Raw genomic sequence first — 16,598 nt, 5'->3', positions numbered from 1 at the left:
GCACGTGTCCGCCGACCAAGGTCCACGCCCGGGTCGGAGCGCGCGCAGGACGTGGATCGTCCTGCTGCTCGCCCTCGCCTGCGCGGCCGTGCTGCTCACCGCCCTCCCGGACGACGACCGGGAGGGCGGCGACGCATGCGAGGCGCGCACCGTCTCGTCCTGGGCCGCCGATGACAAGGTCACCGGGGCGTTCGAGCGCTACGGCGACGACACGGCGCGGGCGGACGACTGGACCGGCGGCGACGGCACGCATTCGGTGCGGCTGCCGGACGGGCGGCTGCTGTGGCTGTTCTCCGACACGTTCCTGGGCCAGGTGCACGCGCCGCCCAACCCGGTGGGCCAGCCCCACACCTGGCGGGACTCCACCGCGCCCATGGTCCGCAACTCGGCCGTGGTCATGTCGCGTTCGGGCACCCTGCAGCGCACCTTGCCCGCCCCGCTCTTCCCCGACCCGGCGCCGCAGCAGTGGCGCTGGCCGGTCGCCGCGAAGGTGGAGCCCCGCTCCCCCGGCTCGTCCGACAAGGTCGTACGCGTCCTGCTGTGGTCCCGCGCCACCGGCACGGGCCCGTGGATCTACGGCGTGCCGAACGCCACCGAGGTCGCCACGCTCTCCCTGCCCGATCTGCGCGTCGAGGGCATCGTGAAGGTCTCCGACCAGAGTTCCGTGCCCGACCCGGAGAAGCGCGTCCTGTACGGCACGACGACGGTCGACGACGGCGACTGGACGTACGTCTTCGGCGGCAACGACGGCCAGGCCGCCTCCCGCTCCGCCTCGCACGCCTACGTGGCACGCGTCCCCAAGGGCCGGCTGGCGGAGCCCGGCGCGTGGCGGTACTGGAACGGCGACGGCTGGACGGAGACCGGCAAGCCGCGACCGGTCCTCGGGGACGGCGAACGCAAGGGTGTGGGCAGCGCGTTCACGGTGGTGCGCGTGAAGGGGACATACGTCCTGTTCACGATGGCCGCGGGCGCCGAGGGCCTGACCACGGTCACGTCCTACTGGGCGTGCTCGCCCACCGGTCCCTGGCACGGGCCCGCGAAGGGCTTCTCGCCGCCCCTGCCGAAGGACGGCTCGGCCGAGCAGGACATGGCCGCCTACAACCCGCAGGCCCATCCGGCGCTCAGCGGGAACGGACGGCTGCTGCTCAGCTACGACGTCAACTGGCTGGACGCGGCGCCCGCGAGCGCGCAGGCCAACGTCAGCCGGAACGTGTCCCTGTACCGACCGCGGTTCGTTTCTCTTCGGCTCGCGACGGCTCGCTGACGGCTTCCTCGGCGCCTTCGGCACCCTCGAAGTCCTCGATGTCGCGCGAGCGCCGCTTGGCGATCACCGCGCAGACCATCAGCTGCATCTGGTGGAAGAGCATCAGCGGCAGCACGGCGAGCGAGGCCTGGGCCCCGAACAGGACGCTGGCCATGGGCAGTCCGGCGGCGAGGGACTTCTTCGACCCGGCGAACTGGATGGCGATGCGGTCCCCGCGGCCGAACCCGAGCCGCTTGGCCCCGTACCAGGTGAGGGCGAGCATCACGGCGAGCAGCACCGCCTCCACGCCGAGCAGCGCGCCGAGCCGCAGAGGCGTCACCTGGTGCCAGATGCCCTGCACCATGCCCTCGCTGAACGCGGTGTAGACGACGAGCAGGATGGAGCCGCGGTCGACGAGGCCGAGCACCTTCTTGTTCCGTGCGATGAAGCCGCCGATCCACCGGCGCAGGAGCTGTCCGGCGAGGAACGGCACCAGGAGCTGGAGCACGATCTTGAGGACGGAGTCCGCGGAGAACCCGCCCCCGCTGTTGCCGAGCAGGGCGGCGGCGAGCAGCGGCGTGAGGACGATGCCGGCGAGCGAGGAGAAGGAGCCCGCGCAGATCGCCGCGGGGACGTTGCCGCGCGCCATGGAGGTGAAGGCGATCGACGACTGGATCGTGGAGGGCACGAGCGTCAGGAAGAGGAACCCGCTGTAGAGGGCGGGTGTCAGGACGTACGGAACGAGTCCCTTGGCCGCGAGCCCGAGCAGCGGGAAGGCGATGAACGTACAGGCGAGGACGGTGACATGGAGCCGCCAGTGCTTGAGCCCGTCCAGTGCCTCGCGGGTGGAGAGCCGGGCTCCGTAGAGGAAGAACAGGAGCGCCACGGCCCCGGTCGACGCCCCGCCCGCGATGTCGGCGCCGATGCCGCGCGCGGGCAGCAGCGCGGCGACACCTACTGTGCCGAGCAACGCCAGGATGTAGGGGTCGATCGGCATCCAGGTGGGCCAGCTCGGGCGTTTCACTTCGCTCCATCGGTTTGGTTCGCATCGTGCCCTCTTGATGATCCTCCTGATCACCGCAATCGGGAATCCCGGATACCGCTCTGACTGTCATCACGTTCCGCGATAACCTGGTGAGCATGTACGACCCCGCCCAGCTCCGTACGTTCCTCGCCGTGGCCCAGACGTTGAGCTTCACGCAGGCCGCCCGGCGCCTGGGTCTGCGCCAGTCCACGGTGAGCCAGCACGTGCGCCGCCTGGAGGACGCCACCGGGCGCCAGCTCTTCGCGCGCGACACGCATTCCGTGGAGCTGACCGAGGACGGCGAGGCGATGCTCGGCTTCGCGCGGCGGATCCTGGAGGTGCACGAGCAGGCGTCGGCGTTCTTCACCGGGACGCGGCTCGGCGGGCGGCTGCGGTTCGGCGCGTCGGAGGACTTCGTCCTGACCCGGCTCACCGACATCCTCGAGTCGTTCCGGCACGACCACCCGGACGTCGACCTGGAGCTGACGGTCGAACTGTCCGGCACGCTGCACGAGAAGCTGGACGCGGGCATGCTCGACCTGGTCCTGGCCAAGCGGCGCCCCGAGGACCCGCGCGGCGAGCTGGTCTGGCACGACGAGCTGGTCTGGATCGGTGCCGCGCGGCTGCGCCTCGACCCCGACCAGCCGGTGCCGCTCGTCGTGTTCCCACCCCCCGGCATCAGCCGCGCGCTCGCCCTGGAAGCCCTGGAGCGGCGCGGCCGTGCCTGGCGGATCGCGTGCACCAGCGGCAGCCTGAACGGCCTGGTCGCCGCGGCCCGCGCGGGACTCGGCGTGATGGCGCACTCCCACGGCCTGATCCCGCCGGGCCTGGTCCGCGTCCCGGAGCGGGCGGGCCTCCCGGAGCTGGGCGCGGTCGACTTCGTGCTCCTGCACGGGGAGCGGCGGGCCTCGGCGCAGGGCGCTGCGGACGCGCTCGCCGCGTCGATCCTGGCGGGCGGCGACCGGCTGCACCGGCGGCGTCAGCGAGGATAGGGCGTTCAGCGGGGACAGGCCGTTCAGCGCGGGTAGGGCCGGTACGTGAGCTGCTTGACCCGGCGCATGAACGGCGCCGTCTCGACGTGCTGGACGCCGTCCAGCTGGCCCAGTTTCCCGCTGAGGTAGGCGTAGAGCGCGGGGATGTCGCGGGCCACGGCGGTGGCCATGATGTTCGAGGGGCCTGCCACGGCGGTGGCGTGGGCGATCTCGGCGTGGGAGGCGAGGGCCCTGCCCACCGAGTCCATGGCCCAGGGCGCGGTGGTGATCCAGAGCATCGCCCCGACGTGCAGGCCGATGAGTGCGTTGGCGTACTCGATGTCGATGTAGATCGCGCCGGACGCGACCAGCGCGCCGAGCCGGCGTTTGACGGCCGACTCCGAACGCCCGGTGGCCCGCTGGAGCTCCGGATAGGTCGCGCGGCCGTCCTCTTCGAGCGCGGCCACCAGCGGTTCGTCCTCGGGCTCGATCCGCAGGGGCAGATCGGCTGCGCGGGCGGCGGCCGGGGCAGCCGCGCCGCGCAGGGCCGCGATCTGGTCATCGCCGAGCGGCCCGTGCTTCATCAGCCAGCCGTCCGGGCCGCCGAAGAAGCGGTGCAGCATCTGCTGGGCGCGGATGTCGACGATGTGCGGGGTGCGCGGCAGCTTGGCGAGCAGCAGCTCGTCCTGGTCGGTGCGGGTGCGGGGCCGGGTGCAGCAGACGACTTCGGTGCCGCCGGAGGTGAGGCCGATCCATGACGTGTCGGGGCGGCGCGCCAGGGCGGTGGCGATGGCGTCGGCGCCCTCGGGGGCGCAGCGCAGCCGCAGCATCCACTGGTCCTGGCCGAGCTTCTCGTGGTCCCGGACGGCGACGATCCGCAGGCTGCCGTCGGAGACCAGCCTGCGGTAGCGGCGGGCGACGGTCTGGTCGGAGACGCCCAGGACGGCGGCGATCTTGCTGAAGGGCGCGCGTCCGTCGATCTCCAGGGCCTGGAGGAGCCTGACGTCGAGCGAGTCCCGCACGGATGAAGTGGCGGATTCCGTTGATGCGGTGCTCATCGGTGTCGGATTCCTTCGATCTTCCCTGGCTGGCGACTTGGATCGTCCGGGCGGACTCCATCGTACGAGGCACGCACACGCGTCGTGAAACGCGTCGTAAGAGTCGTACGAGGAGAGCTGACAATGCGTACATGGGGGCCGCTCACAGCGGTGTGCCTGGGGACGTTCATGCTGCTGCTGGACGTGACCATCGTGGTCGTGGCACTGCCCGACATGGCGAGAGCGCTGAACGCCTCGCTGAGTGATCTGCAATGGGTGATCGACGGTTACGCCCTCGCGCTCGCCGCGCTGCTGCTCGGGGTCGGGGCCGCGGCGGACGTGCTCGGCAGGCGGCGGCTGAACGTGGCGGGCACCGCGCTCTTCGCGCTCGCCTCGCTCGGCTGCGGGCTCGCCACGAACGCGGAGCTTTTGGTGGCCGCCCGCGCCCTGCAGGGGCTCGGCGCCGCCGCGATGTTCGCGACGACCCTGCCGCTGCTCGGCGCCGCCTACCAGGGGCGGGACCGGTCGGTCGCGCTCGGCGTCTGGGGAGCGGTCAGCGGGGCCGCGGCGGCGATGGGGCCGATCGTCGGCGGGCTGCTCACCGAGGGGCCGGGCTGGCGGTGGATCTTCTTCGTGAACCTGCCGGTGAGCGTCGCCTCGATGTGGCTGACGCTGCGCGTGGTGCCGGAGTCGAAGGGACAAGCGGGGCGCAAGGTCGACTGGGCGGGCACGGTGACGTTCGCGCTCTTCGCGGGGGCGCTGACGTACGGAGTGGTGCGGGCGGGTTCGGAGGGCTGGACGTCGGCGCCCACCGTGGCGACCCTCGCGGTGTCGGTGCTCGCGCTCGCCGCCTTCGTGGCCGTCGAACGCCGCGTCGCGCACCCGCTGCTCGACCTGAGGCTCCTGCGCATGCCCGCCTTCACGGGCGTACTGGTCGGCGCGATCGGCTACAACGCGGCCGCGTTCGGCCTGATGCCCTACCTCTCGATCTGGCTGCAGACCGTGCTCGGCATGAGCCCGGTGACCGGCAGCCTCGTCATGCTGCCGCTGGCCGCGACCTCGTTCGTCGTGGCAGCGATCGGCGGACGGCTGCTGCACGGGGTGCCCGCGCGGCTGACCATCGGCATCGGGCTGCTCCTGATCGGGGGCGGCGGGGTCGCCCTCGCGGTGCTCGACGCGGGGTCGTCCTGGGGCTCGCTCGTCCCCGGGCTCACGCTCGCGGGCATCGGCACCGGCCTGGTATCTCCGGCCCTGGGGGGCGCGGCCCTCGCGGCGGTGCCGCCGGAGAACTCGGGGATGGCGGGCGGCGCGGTCAACACGTTCCGGCAGCTCGGATACGCACTGGGGGTCGCCGTCTTCGGCACGGTGCTGACCTCGCGCATGCAGGACACCCTCGGCCATGACGCGGCTCACACCGTCGCGGGCGGCGGTGCGTCGGCGGTGCGTGGGACGCTCTCCGAGCACGCCGTGCGGACGGCGTTCGCCTCCGGCCTGAACGCGGCGGCGGTCGTCGCGGGCGTGGTGGGTCTGGTGGCGGGGGCCGCGGTCCTCGTCATGGTGCGCTCCGCGCGCACGGCGCCGGGCACCACACCGGAGGCGAAGATTCCGGCACCCGTCGAGCGGATCTCCGAGAGGCAGCCACAGCCGTAACCGCCGCGTACAGATTCGGTGGAGATTACGCCACCGAAACTTACTGAACCGTAAGTATTCTGTCCCGCCTCTCCCCTTGTGGCCGGATTTCAGCGGCTGACCAGCGTGGATGGTACGTACCGAGGGGTCGGTCACCCCTCTCCCGCCCGGCACCGCGGTGGGGTACCGTCACCGGCGCTGTGCGGAGCGCCACAAGGAGCATCATTGCGCGAGTTCACGAACCCTCCGTTGGCGTCGGCGCCGCTGGTGGGTGGCCTTGCCGACGTCGTGTTCGACCATGCCCTTGAGGATCCGCTCCACATCGCCTTCGGCCGCAAGACGGACGGCGTGTGGCGCGACGTCACATCGGCGGAGTTCCGCGACCAGGTGATGTCGCTCGCCAAGGGTCTGCTCGCGCAAGGGGTGCGTTTCGGCGACCGCGTCGCCATCATGTGCCGCACGCGCTACGAGTGGACGCTCTTCGACTACGCGCTCTGGACGGTCGGCGCCCAGGTGGTGCCCGTCTACCCCACCTCGTCGGCCGAGCAGGTCTTCTGGATGCTGCACGACGCGCAGGTGTCGGCCGCCATGGTCGAGCACGAGGACCACGCGATGACGATCGGCTCGGTGATCGACCGGCTGCCGCAGCTGCGCAGGCTGTGGCAGCTGGACGCCGACGCCGTGGACGAGCTGCACCGTGCGGGCCAGGACGTCGACGACGAGGTGGTCAACCGGCACCGCCGCGCCGTCACCCCGGACTCGATCGCCACGATCATCTACACCTCGGGCACCACAGGCCGCCCCAAGGGCTGCCTGATCTCCCACGCCAACTTCATGTTCGAGGCGGAGACGGTCATCCAGCGCTGGGAGCCGGTGTTCCACTCCCGGCGCGGCGACGAGGCGACGACGCTGCTCTTCCTGCCGCTCGCGCACGTCTTCGGGCGCATGGTGCAGGTCGCGGCGGTGCGCGGCGGGGTCAAGCTGGGCCACCAGCCGAGCCTGAACGCGGCGGCCCTCATCCCGGACCTGGCCGCGTTCCGCCCCTCCTTCATCCTGGCCGTCCCGTACATCTTCGAGAAGGTCTTCAACGCGGCACGGCGCAAGGCCGAGAAGGACGGCAAGACCGGTCCTTTCGACAAGGCCGTGGAGTGCGCCGTGCGGTACGCGGACGCCATGGAGGCCAGGGCGTTCGGCACCGGCCCCGGGCCTTCGGCGGCCCTGCGCATGCAGCACTCGCTCTTCGAGAAGCTCGTCTACGCCAAGGTGCGCGACGCCATGGGCGGCCGCGTGCGCCACGCGATGTCGGGCGGCTCCGGGATGGACCGGCGCCTGGGCCTGTTCTTCGCGGGCGCGGGCGTCGAGATCTACGAGGGCTACGGCCTCACCGAGTCCACGGCCGCCGCCACCGCCAACCCGCCCGAGCGCACCCGCTACGGCACGGTCGGCCAGGCCATCCCCGGCACCACCGTGTACATCGCGGAGGACGGCGAGGTCTGGCTGAACGGCGGCAACGTCTTCCAGGGCTACCTGAACGACCCCAAGGCCACCGACGCGACCCTGCACGACGGCTGGCTGGCCACCGGTGACCTGGGCGCGCTCGACGAGGACGGCTACCTCACGATCACCGGGCGCAAGAAGGAGATCCTGGTGACGTCCGGCGGCAAGAGCGTCTCGCCGGGGCAGCTGGAGGAGCGGGTGCGCGACCATCCGCTGGTCGCGCAGTGCATCGTCGTGGGCAACGACCGCCCCTACATCGCGGCGCTCGTCACGCTGGACGGCGAGGCCGTCGAGCACTGGCTGACCATGCGGCGCAAGCCGCCAATGTCCCCGACGGACCTGGTGCGCGATCCGGATCTGGAGACCGAGGTGCGGCGGGCCGTGGTGGCCGCCAACACCCTTGTCTCGCAGGCGGAGTCGATCCGTACGTTCCGGATACTGGCCCACCAGTTCTCGGAGGAGCACGGGTTGCTCACGCCCTCGCTGAAGCTCAAGCGCAAGGCCATCGAGACGGCGTACTCCGCTGAGGTGGAGGCCTTGTACCGGGCGTGAGGTGAGCCGAGCGGGTTTCTGACGGTTCATCAATTACCGACGCGTCTGTTATTGACGGTTCATCAGGTCCCGCACAGAATCAGCCCCACTTCGACGGAGGGGGCTCGAACCGTGTCGCGATCGATCCGCACCATCACCGCCACCGTGGCCGCACTGCTGCTCGCCACTGCCTGCAACTCCGCCTCCAACAGCAGCGATTCGAGCGGCGGCGACAAGGCAGGCGGCTCCGTACGCGGCGTGAGCGCCGACTCCATCAAGGTCGGCGGCATCGTCTCCATGACGACCGCCAGCGGCTACAGCAAGAAGGACACCGACCTCGGCGCCAAGGCCCGCTTCGACCGCGCGAACGCCGCAGGCGGCGTACACGGACGGAAGATCGACTACCTGGGCGCGGAGGACGACGGCCAGGACCCGGGCAAGAATCTCGCGGCGGCGCGCAAACTCGTCCAGCAGGACAAGGTGTTCGCCGTCGCGCCGATGAGCTCGGTGACCTTCTCCGGCGCCGACTTCCTCCAGAAGCAGAAGGTCCCGACGTTCGGCTGGGGCACCATCCCGCCGTTCTGCGGACCGAGTTACATGTACGGCTACGGAGGCTGCATGGTGCCGATGCCGGGCGGCACCATCACGCAGAGCTGGCCCGAGGGCCTGAAGAAGGTGACGGACGGCTCGAAGGGCAAGTCCGTGGCCATCCTCGCCAACGACAACGACGCGGGCACCTTCGCCATCCGCACCTACAAGCAGAGTTTCGCGGCGGCCGGCTACAAGGTGACGTACGCCAAGTCGACCGTGCCCGCGACCTCCGTGCCCAGCGACTGGTCGGCGTACACGAAGGAGATCCTGCGCTCGGACGGCGGCGATGCGCCGGACGTGGTCGTCTCCGTGATGCAGACCCCGTACAACATCGGCCTGTTCACGGCCGTCAAGCGCTCCGGATTCAAGGGCGTCATCACGGACCCGACCGACTACGACCCGGGGCTGCTCACCAAGAGCGCGACGAAGAAGGCGCTCGACGGCGTGCACATCCTGCTGGCCTTCCAGCCGTTCGAGCAGAACACCCCGGCGATGAAGCAGTTCAAGGCGGACATCAGGAAGGCGGCGGGCAAGGACGTCCCGCTGAACATGCACATGATGACCGGCTACATGTCGGCCGACCTCTTCCTCTCGATCGCCGAGAAGGCGGGCAAAGACCTGACGGTCGACTCCTTCCAGCAGGCGGCGAACGGCTTCTCCGACAAGGACACGATGGTCGGCGACCGCAGTCTGCCCAAGGGGCAGAAGGAGTCGTTCGGCTGCGGCGCCCTCGTCCAGCTGAAGGGCGGGAAGTACTCGGTTTCGTCGCCCTTCACCTGCTACGAACCCATCCCCTTCCAGTAGAAGGGCAGGGCAACACCCATGTCGGACCTGCTGGGATTCGTGCTGAGCGGTCTCGTCTCCGGCGCTCTGTACGCGCTGCTCGCGACGGGCCTCGTCCTGTCCTACTCCGCCTCCGGCCTCTTCAACTTCGCGCACGGCGCGACCGCCTACCTCTGCGCGCTCGCCTTCTACGAACTCCACTCCGGCTTCGGCTGGCCCGCCGTGCCGACCGCGCTGCTCCTCGTCTGTGTCGTGGCGCCCGCCCTCGGCTGGGGACTGGACCGGCTGATGTTCCGCAAGCTGGCGCGGGTGGGCGAGACCGCGCAGATCGTGGCGACGATCGGGCTGCTCGTCGCGCTGCCCGCGCTCGGCCTGTGGGTGGTGGAGCTCTTGGCGGACGCGGGGGCGTCCGTCAAACCGGCCGAGAACCAGTTCGGCCTGCCGGGCGTCGGGCCGAGCCCCGCCGAGAGCTGGCAGCTGATGGACGGCGTCGGCATCGACTCCGACCAGCTGATCACGTGGCTCGCGACGGCCGTGGTCGCGATCGGCCTGTGGGTCCTGATGCGGCACACACCCCTTGGGCTGCGGCTGCGGGCCGCGGTGGACAACCGCTCGCTGGTGGAGCTGCGGGGCATGAGCGCGGACCGGCTCTCGTCGGTGGCGTGGATGCTGTCGTCGGGGCTCGCGGGGTTGGCCGGTGTGCTGGCGACTCCCTTGCTGGGCCTGTCGTCCCACGACTTCACCCTCTTCCTCTTCGTGTCGGCCACGGCCGCGGTCCTCGGGCGCTTCATGTCGATCCCGCTGGCGTTCGCGGGCGGGCTCGGGCTCGGGGTGCTGCAGAATCTGGTCGCCGGGTACGCGGATTTCGCGGAGGACATCACCGGGTTCCGCACGGCGGTGCCGTTCCTGATCCTCTTCGCCGGACTGCTCCTGATGACGCGGCGGCAGCGGACGGCGGGCATGGCGGCGGTGGACGCGCCGCCGATCGACTATCTCGCCGGGAAGTCGTGGCTGCGCAGGTGGGGGCCGTGGACGGGTGGCGGCGTGCTGCTCGCGCTGTCCTTCTACACGGTCACCACGCCCTTCTGGAGCGGCATCCTCGCGCAGGGCCTGGCGATCTCGCTGGTCTTCATCTCCTTCACCGTGGTGACGGGCCTGGGCGCGATGGTCTCCCTGGCACAGGCGACGTTCGTGACGGGCGCGGCCCTGGTGGCGGGCCTGCTCATGAGCCACGGGTGGCCGTTCATCGCCGCGGCCCTCGTGGGGACGTGCGGGGCGGCGGTGCTCGGCGCCCTTGTCGCGCTGCCCGCGCTGCGTCTGGGCGGCCGGTCGCTGGCGCTTGCCACGCTCGCCCTCGCCTTCCTCGCCGATCAAGTCCTCTTCCAGATGGGGTGGTTGCGGAACGGAGACACCGGGTGGGAGATACCGCGCGCCGTCTTCGGCCCGGTCGACCTGAGCGACGACCGCGCGATGGGCGTGGCGATGGTCGTCCTGGTGGCGGCGGCCGTGGCCGCGCTGAGCGCGCTGCGGGGGTCGGCGACGGGGCGGGCGATGCTGGCCGTGCGGTCCGCGCCGGCGGCGGCGATGGCCTCCGGGGTCTCGGTGGTGCGGACGAAGCTGCTGGTGTTCACGTTGTCGGCGGGGCTCGCGGGGTTCGGCGGTGTGATGTACGCGTCGTTCAACACCCGGATCACGGCCACGGACTTCACCGCGATGACGGGGCTCGTGTGGCTGGCGGTGGTGGTGGCCGCGGGGGTGCGCAGGCCGCAGTTCGCGGTGGTGGCGGGGCTCGTCTTCGCGATCGTGCCGCACTTGATCGCCGATTACGTGACGGAGTCCGTGCAGCTGCCGGTGATCCTGTTCGGGTTGGCGGGGTTGGCGCTGGCCAATGATCCGGACGGGTACTGCGCGGCGGTCTCGGTGCGGCTGCATCGGAGGCGGGTGGCGGGGCGCGAGGCTGCCTCAGGCGGTTCGCTCCCCGCTCCCGGGCCGGGGCTTTCAGCCCGTCCGGCGTTGGAGGACGAACTCGGCGAAGCCGGTGATGGCGGCACGCGAGGCTCCCGCGTCAGCGGGTCTTCGGGAAGGGGCGGGCTTGGGGAAAAGGTCCCGCCCTCCCTGGACCTTCATGACGTCCACGCCGGATACGACGGCGCCCCCGTGCTCCACGGAGTGACCCTCGCCGTCCACCCGGGCGAGATCCTCGCCCTCCTCGGCCCCAACGGGGCGGGCAAGTCGACGACGTGCAAAGTCGCGGCAGGTCTCATCGCCCCCACCCAGGGGAAGATCCACGTCGCCGGGGCGGACGCCACCCGCGCCGGCCCCGTCCACCGCTCCCGAGCGGGCATCGTCCTCGCCCCAGAAGGCCGCGGCATCTTCCCCTCCCTCACCATCGAGGAGAACCTCGCCCTGCACCTCCCGGAGGGGGACGCCCGCGACGCCGTCTACGACCGCTTCCCCGGTCTCGCCGCGCGACGGAAGGTCACCGCGGGTTCCCTCTCCGGAGGAGAGCAGCAGATGCTCGCCCTCGCACCCCTCCTCCAGCGGCCGCCCAAGGTACTGATCGCGGACGAGCCGTCCCTGGGCCTCGCACCCCGCGTGGTCGACGAGGTCTTCCGCCTCCTGGCCGAACTCCGCGACGCCGGAACGGGGTTGCTCCTGGTCGAGGAGAAGGCCGCCGAGATCCTCGGCATCGCCGACACCGTCGCGTACCTCGCGCAGGGCCGGGTCTCCTGGTGCGGCCCGCGCTCCGAGGTCCGTGCGGACCAGCTGACCGAGGCCTACCTGGGCATAGCCGCGCAGGACCGCACCGAAGGAGTGGGACAGCCATGAGCGACCGCGTCCTCGAAGCCTCCGGCATCGGCGTCCGCTTCGGCGGCATCCACGCCCTCACGGGCGTGGATCTGACCCTGCGCCCCGGCGAGGTCTGCGGCCTCATCGGGCCCAACGGGGCAGGAAAGACTACGCTGTTCGACGTCGTCTCCGGCATCCGCCGCCCCGACCGGGGTCGCGTCCTGCTCGACGGCGTGGACGTCACCCGCCGCTCCCCCGTCTGGCGCGCCCGCCACGGCATGCGCCGCACCTTCCAGCGCCAGCAGCTCTTCGGGCAGCTCACGGTCGCCGACAATCTGCTCGTCGCGCAGGAGTGGCGCGGCGGAGGCGGCGGGTTCGGCGCCGATCTGCTGGCGGCGCCCACGCGGCGTACCCATGAGAGGGAGAGACGCTCCCGTGCGTCAACCGTCCTGCGTGACTGCGGACTTGAGCATCTCGCGGACGACTACGCGGGCGCCCTGCCCGTAGGCCGCGCCCGCATGGTGGAGCTGGCGCGCGCGGTGGCGGACCCGCCCAGGGTGCTGCTCCTGGACGAGCCCGCCTCCGGCATGACGGCCGACGAGCGAGGCCAGCTGTCGGCCGTCATCCGGCACCTCGCGGACGCGGAGGGCTGCGCCGTGCTCCTGGTCGAGCACAACGTGGCCTTCGTGATGGAGCTCTGCGCCCGCGTGGTGGTCCTCGACCTGGGCGCCGTCCTGGCCGAGGGCACGGCGGCCGAGGTGCGCGCGGACCCGAAGGTGCGGGACGCGTACCTCGGGACCACCGCGGCCCAGGCCTAGCCGATGGTCACGCGGAAGATCTCGTCCGAACCGTCCGGCTGCCCGCCGTTGTTGTCGGCGTTCGTCGTGGAGAGCCACAGCTGGTCGGCGCCCGGCACGGCCGTGACCGCGCGCAGCCGCCCGTACTCGCCGACGTAGAACGCCTTCGCCGTCCCGACGTTCTCGTTGTCGGCGTTGATCGGGATGCGCCAGAGCCGCTCGCCCTTCAACGCCGCCATGTAGACCGCGCCGTCGACGACGGCGACACCGCTCGGGGAGGCCTCCGCGACGCCCCAGGTCTTCTTGGGGTTGGTCATGCCGGAGACGTCGCAGGTGCCTTCGCAGGTGGGCCAGCCGTAGTTCTTGCCGGGCTTGATGAGGTTCAGCTCGTCCTTCTTGCTCTGACCCAACTCCGCTTCCCACAGCCTCCCTTGGGCATCGAAGGCGATGCCTTGCGGGTTGCGGTGGCCCATGCTGTAGGCGTAGTTGCCGAAGGGGTTGCCGGGGGCCGCCTTGCCGTCCTTGGTGAGCCGCAGGATCTTGCCGTTGAGGGAGTTCTTGTCCTGCGCGAGGGCGCCGTTCTGGGCGTCGCCGGTGGTGGCGTAGAGGTAACCGTCGGGGCCGAAGGCCAGGCGGCCCCCGTTGTGGTACTTGTTCTTCTTGATCCCCTTGAGCAGCGCCTTGTAGCCGGTCAGCTTCGTCCCGTCGTACGTCATCCGTGCGATGCGATTGCCCTCGGACGAGGTGTGCATGAGGTACACGTAGTGGTTCGTGGCCCAGTCCGGGTCGACGGCGACGCCCATCAACCCGCCTTCCCCGCCGGTGGTCTGAGACTCCGGCACGGTGCCGATCTGCTTCTTTTCCCTGCCGTCCTTGGAGACCAGCCAGACGCGGAAGTCGTCGCGTTCGGTGACCAGGGCGGACGCGCCGTCGGGCGTCCAGGACGTGCCCCAGGGGATCGTCCAGCCGGTGGATATCGTCTCGATGCCCTTCGGTTCACCGAGCACCGCATCCGGCCGCTCCGGAGCCGCGGACGCCGACGTGACGTACTGCGTGAGGCCGACGACCAGGGCGGCGGCACCGAGCAGGGCCACCCTCTTCTTGCCGCTGTCCATGTCTCAACCCCCGTACTGAGCGACGATTTTGGTGAAGTCGTACGGGGCCTGCGACACGCCGCTGCAGGAGTCCCCGGCGCTTCCGCCGCCCGAGCAGGCGCGGTCGCGGTTGACGGCCCAGAAGGAGAACCGCGCGATGTGGTGCTGCTTCGCGTAGGCGAGGATCTGCTTGAAGTCGTTCGTGGTGACGGTCTCGCCCGCCACGTCGGTCTTGCCGTTCATCGAGGAGACGCCGATGCGCTTGTACGCCTCGGCGTCGCTGTAGCCGTAGGCGCTCTTGACCGCGCTCTTCAGGCCCTCCATCGCGCCGACCGAGGCATCGCCCATGGAGCCGCTGTGGCTGCCGAAGTCGAACGGCATGACCACCCAGGCGTTGTTGTCGAGACCGGCCGCGGCGCCCCGCTTGATGAGGTCCTTGCCGGTGGCGTCGGGGCCGCTCGGGGTCGTCCCGATGGTCACGTACGTGACGATCCCCGGGTTCTTCTGCTTCACGATCTTCAGGGCGTCGACGACGCGCTGGCGCACGGTCGCGTTGCCGAACTCGGTGTTCTCGATGTCGATGTCGAACGCCTTGAGCTTGTAGGCGTCGATGACCTTCTGGTACGCCCCGGCGAGCGCGGTGGCGCTGCCGCACTTCTCGCCGAGCTTGGCGCCGCTCCAGCCGCCGACGGAGACGACGATGTCCCCGCCGGCGCCGCGTATGGACTTGATGGCGGACTCGTCGGAGCCGCCCTTCAGGGGGCGGTTGCCGTCCCAGGCCGGGTTGCAGCCACCGTCGGAGAGGATGAAGGCGAGCGTGAACCACTTGACGCCGGTCGCGGCCATCACGTCGGTGGGCTTCTGCGGACTGCCCCAGCCGAGGTACTCGTACGGGGCGGCGTGGATGGTGCCGGCCGCCTTGGCCGACGGAGCCTTCGCCGTCGCCTTCGGGGGTGCGGCCGAGGACTGTGCGGCCGAGGACTGTGCGGCCAGGGCAAGCGACGCCGTCGTCGCGAGGGCGCAAGCCGCGGCCAGTGCGGTGGCCGTTCTGCGGGGGGTGTGAGACATGGGGGGTGTGTTCTCCTCTGCGTGATGTGTGTGGTTAGGACGCTGTTAGGAAGGGTTCCTAACGATCTTTGGGCGCGGAAGTGGGGTCACGTCCCGCGGCGAGAGGTGGGGTTGTGTGGGGTTACGTCTTCGGGGAGGCCCGGTAGGCGAAGTCGCCCGCCCTGCCGTCCGTCCTGCCTTCTGTCCTGCTGTCCGTGCCGCCTTCCGTCCCGCCTCCCGCGCCGTCCACGAGGGCGCGGACCGCCCCGTTGTCCGGCGAGCGGTGGCAGGCGGGGTCCGTTCGGGCCGCGTCGCCGGTCAGGGCGTACGCCTGGCAGCGGCAGCCGCCGAAGTCCACGGTCCGCAGTTCGCAGCTGCGGCAGGGCTCGCGCATCCAGCCCTCGCCGCGGTAGCGGTTGAAGGCCGCCGAATCCCGCCAGATCCAGCCCAGCCGGTGGTCCCTGACGTTCGGCGCGTCGGGTCCCAGGAGTTCACCGGCGGCCGGGCACGGAAGCACCGTGCCGTCCGGGGCGACGGTCAGCGAGATGGCACCCCAGCCGCCCATGCAGGGCTTCGCGATGCCGTCCACGTAGTCGGGCGCCACCCACACCAGCTCCATGCGCCCCGCGAGCCGCTCCCGCCACCGCTCGACGCGCTCACGGGCCCGCGCGACCTGGGCGCGGTCCGGGAGCAGCGCGTCCCGGTTGCGCAGCGCCCAGCCGTAGAACTGCGTGTTGGCCAGCTCGATCCGGTCGGCGCCCCAGGCGAGGCCCATCTCCACGATCCCGTCGAGGGCGTCGAGATTGGCGCGGTGCAGCACGGCGTTGAGCCCGAGCGGAACATCCGCGGCCCGCACGAGTTCGGCCGCTCGCTCCTTCGCCGTGAACGCCCGCGCACCCGAGATGAGTTGGGCCATCTCCGGGTCGGAGTGCTGCACGGACAGCTGGACACTGCGCAGGCCCGCGTCGACGAGGGAGGCGAGACGGGCTTCGTGCAGGCCGACACCGCTGGTCACCAGCTGCGTGTGGATTCCGGCGGAGTCGGCCGCCGTGACGATCTCGGCGAGGTCGCGGCGCAGGAGGGGCTCACCGCCGGACAGATGCGTCTGGACGACACCGATGTCGGCGGCCTGACGCATGACGTCGCCCCACTGCCCGGCGGTCAACTCAGCTGTCCGTGCGACGAGTTCCGTCGGGTTGGAGCAGTAGAGGCACCGCAGCGGACAGCCGTGCGTGAGCTCGGCGAGCAGGGCCCACGGCGGCTCCACCGGGCGAAGGGACTCCGTCACCGAAGCCACCCCTCCGTCCGCAGCGCGGCGAGGAATCGGGGCACGTCGTCGGCCACCGCGGCACCAGGATGCCGCCGCTCCAACTCCCCCACGATCCCCGTGACTTCGCGCTCGCCGTCGCACAGTCGCAGGATGCTTCCGGCGGACCCGCGCAGCACGACCACGCGCTCGGGCAGCACCAGCAGGTCGACGCCGCGCACCCGGTCGTGCCGCAGGATCACGGAGCGGGCCAACGCGGGCCGCCAGTCGAGGCGTACGTCCTCACTCATACGGCCT

13 protein-coding genes are annotated in these 16,598 nt (G+C 71.1%); 7 read left to right on the top strand and 6 right to left on the bottom strand.

All coding sequences use genetic code 11. The features are described from left to right. Nucleotides 1-4: 4 nt before the first annotated feature. Complete coding sequence (locus tag ACIGXX_RS07710; protein WP_366461799.1) at nucleotides 5-1,264, top strand: DUF4185 domain-containing protein; 1,260 nt, start codon at nucleotides 5-7, stop codon at nucleotides 1,262-1,264. Here the strand turns inward: ACIGXX_RS07710 and ACIGXX_RS07705 are convergent. Continuing rightward, the gene (locus ACIGXX_RS07705; protein WP_399973631.1) at nucleotides 1,200-2,267 is read right to left on the bottom strand and encodes a bile acid:sodium symporter family protein; all 1,068 of its coding nucleotides are present in this window, start codon (nucleotides 2,265-2,267) and stop codon (nucleotides 1,200-1,202) included. The two genes, ACIGXX_RS07710 and ACIGXX_RS07705, sit on opposite strands and share 65 nt — an antisense overlap. Nucleotides 2,268-2,383: 116 nt before the next feature. Between ACIGXX_RS07705 and ACIGXX_RS07700 the strand changes: the two genes are divergently transcribed. Continuing rightward, nucleotides 2,384-3,259, top strand: a complete 876-nt coding sequence (locus ACIGXX_RS07700; RefSeq protein ID WP_351159282.1) for a LysR substrate-binding domain-containing protein — start codon at nucleotides 2,384-2,386, stop codon at nucleotides 3,257-3,259. A gap of 23 nt (nucleotides 3,260-3,282) precedes the next feature. Here ACIGXX_RS07700 and ACIGXX_RS07695 read toward each other — a convergent pair whose 3' ends face one another. Then, entirely contained in the window at nucleotides 3,283-4,296 is a 1,014-nt protein-coding gene (locus tag ACIGXX_RS07695; RefSeq protein WP_399973626.1) for an Lrp/AsnC family transcriptional regulator, read from the bottom strand. A 123-nt stretch (nucleotides 4,297-4,419) separates the two neighbouring features. On the opposite strand from ACIGXX_RS07695, the gene ACIGXX_RS07690 reads away from it, so the two are divergent. From ACIGXX_RS07690 to ACIGXX_RS07670, 5 genes are all read left to right on the top strand, one after another. Further along, nucleotides 4,420-5,925, top strand: a complete 1,506-nt coding sequence (locus ACIGXX_RS07690) for an MFS transporter (protein WP_361461778.1) — start codon at nucleotides 4,420-4,422, stop codon at nucleotides 5,923-5,925. A 204-nt stretch (nucleotides 5,926-6,129) separates the two neighbouring features. Then, nucleotides 6,130-7,953, top strand: a complete 1,824-nt coding sequence (locus ACIGXX_RS07685) for an AMP-binding protein (protein WP_361461781.1) — start codon at nucleotides 6,130-6,132, stop codon at nucleotides 7,951-7,953. Nucleotides 7,954-8,064: 111 nt separating this feature from the next. Then, nucleotides 8,065-9,327, top strand: a complete 1,263-nt coding sequence (locus tag ACIGXX_RS07680; protein ID WP_351159271.1) for an ABC transporter substrate-binding protein — start codon at nucleotides 8,065-8,067, stop codon at nucleotides 9,325-9,327. An 18-nt stretch (nucleotides 9,328-9,345) separates the two neighbouring features. Next, a complete protein-coding gene (locus tag ACIGXX_RS07675) occupies nucleotides 9,346-12,135 on the top strand; it encodes an ATP-binding cassette domain-containing protein (RefSeq protein ID WP_399973621.1) in 2,790 nt (929 codons plus the stop codon). Further along, nucleotides 12,132-12,914 carry an ABC transporter ATP-binding protein gene (locus ACIGXX_RS07670; RefSeq protein WP_399973618.1) on the top strand — a complete coding sequence of 261 codons (783 nt, stop codon included), beginning with the start codon at nucleotides 12,132-12,134 and terminating at the stop codon, nucleotides 12,912-12,914. Before ACIGXX_RS07675 ends, ACIGXX_RS07670 begins: the two co-directional genes overlap by 4 nt. Here the strand turns inward: ACIGXX_RS07670 and ACIGXX_RS07665 are convergent. The 4 genes from ACIGXX_RS07665 to pqqD all read right to left on the bottom strand — a co-directional run bounded on the left by ACIGXX_RS07665 (nucleotide 12,911) and on the right by pqqD (nucleotide 16,591). After that, nucleotides 12,911-14,008 (bottom strand): PQQ-dependent sugar dehydrogenase, encoded by a 1,098-nt coding sequence (locus ACIGXX_RS07665; protein WP_399973615.1) that lies wholly within the window; start codon nucleotides 14,006-14,008, stop codon nucleotides 12,911-12,913. The genes ACIGXX_RS07670 and ACIGXX_RS07665 overlap by 4 nt on opposite strands. A gap of 3 nt (nucleotides 14,009-14,011) precedes the next feature. Next, a complete protein-coding gene (locus tag ACIGXX_RS07660) occupies nucleotides 14,012-15,055 on the bottom strand; it encodes a chitinase (protein WP_383817788.1) in 1,044 nt (347 codons plus the stop codon). A gap of 121 nt (nucleotides 15,056-15,176) precedes the next feature. Continuing rightward, nucleotides 15,177-16,322, bottom strand: a complete 1,146-nt coding sequence (gene pqqE / locus ACIGXX_RS07655) for a pyrroloquinoline quinone biosynthesis protein PqqE (protein ID WP_399973611.1) — start codon at nucleotides 16,320-16,322, stop codon at nucleotides 15,177-15,179. Further along, a complete protein-coding gene (pqqD, locus tag ACIGXX_RS07650; RefSeq protein WP_366461806.1) occupies nucleotides 16,319-16,591 on the bottom strand; it encodes a pyrroloquinoline quinone biosynthesis peptide chaperone PqqD in 273 nt (90 codons plus the stop codon). The genes pqqE and pqqD overlap by 4 nt, the downstream gene beginning before the upstream one ends. Between the last annotated feature and the right edge of the window lie 7 nt (nucleotides 16,592-16,598).

Origin of the sequence: Streptomyces sp. NPDC055243 (assembly GCF_044544025.1) — a bacterium.
Classification (GTDB): Bacteria; Actinomycetota; Actinomycetes; order Streptomycetales; family Streptomycetaceae; genus Streptomyces.
The sequence above is the reverse complement of the archived record's forward strand: the minus strand, read 5'-3'. Positions and strand labels throughout refer to the sequence as shown.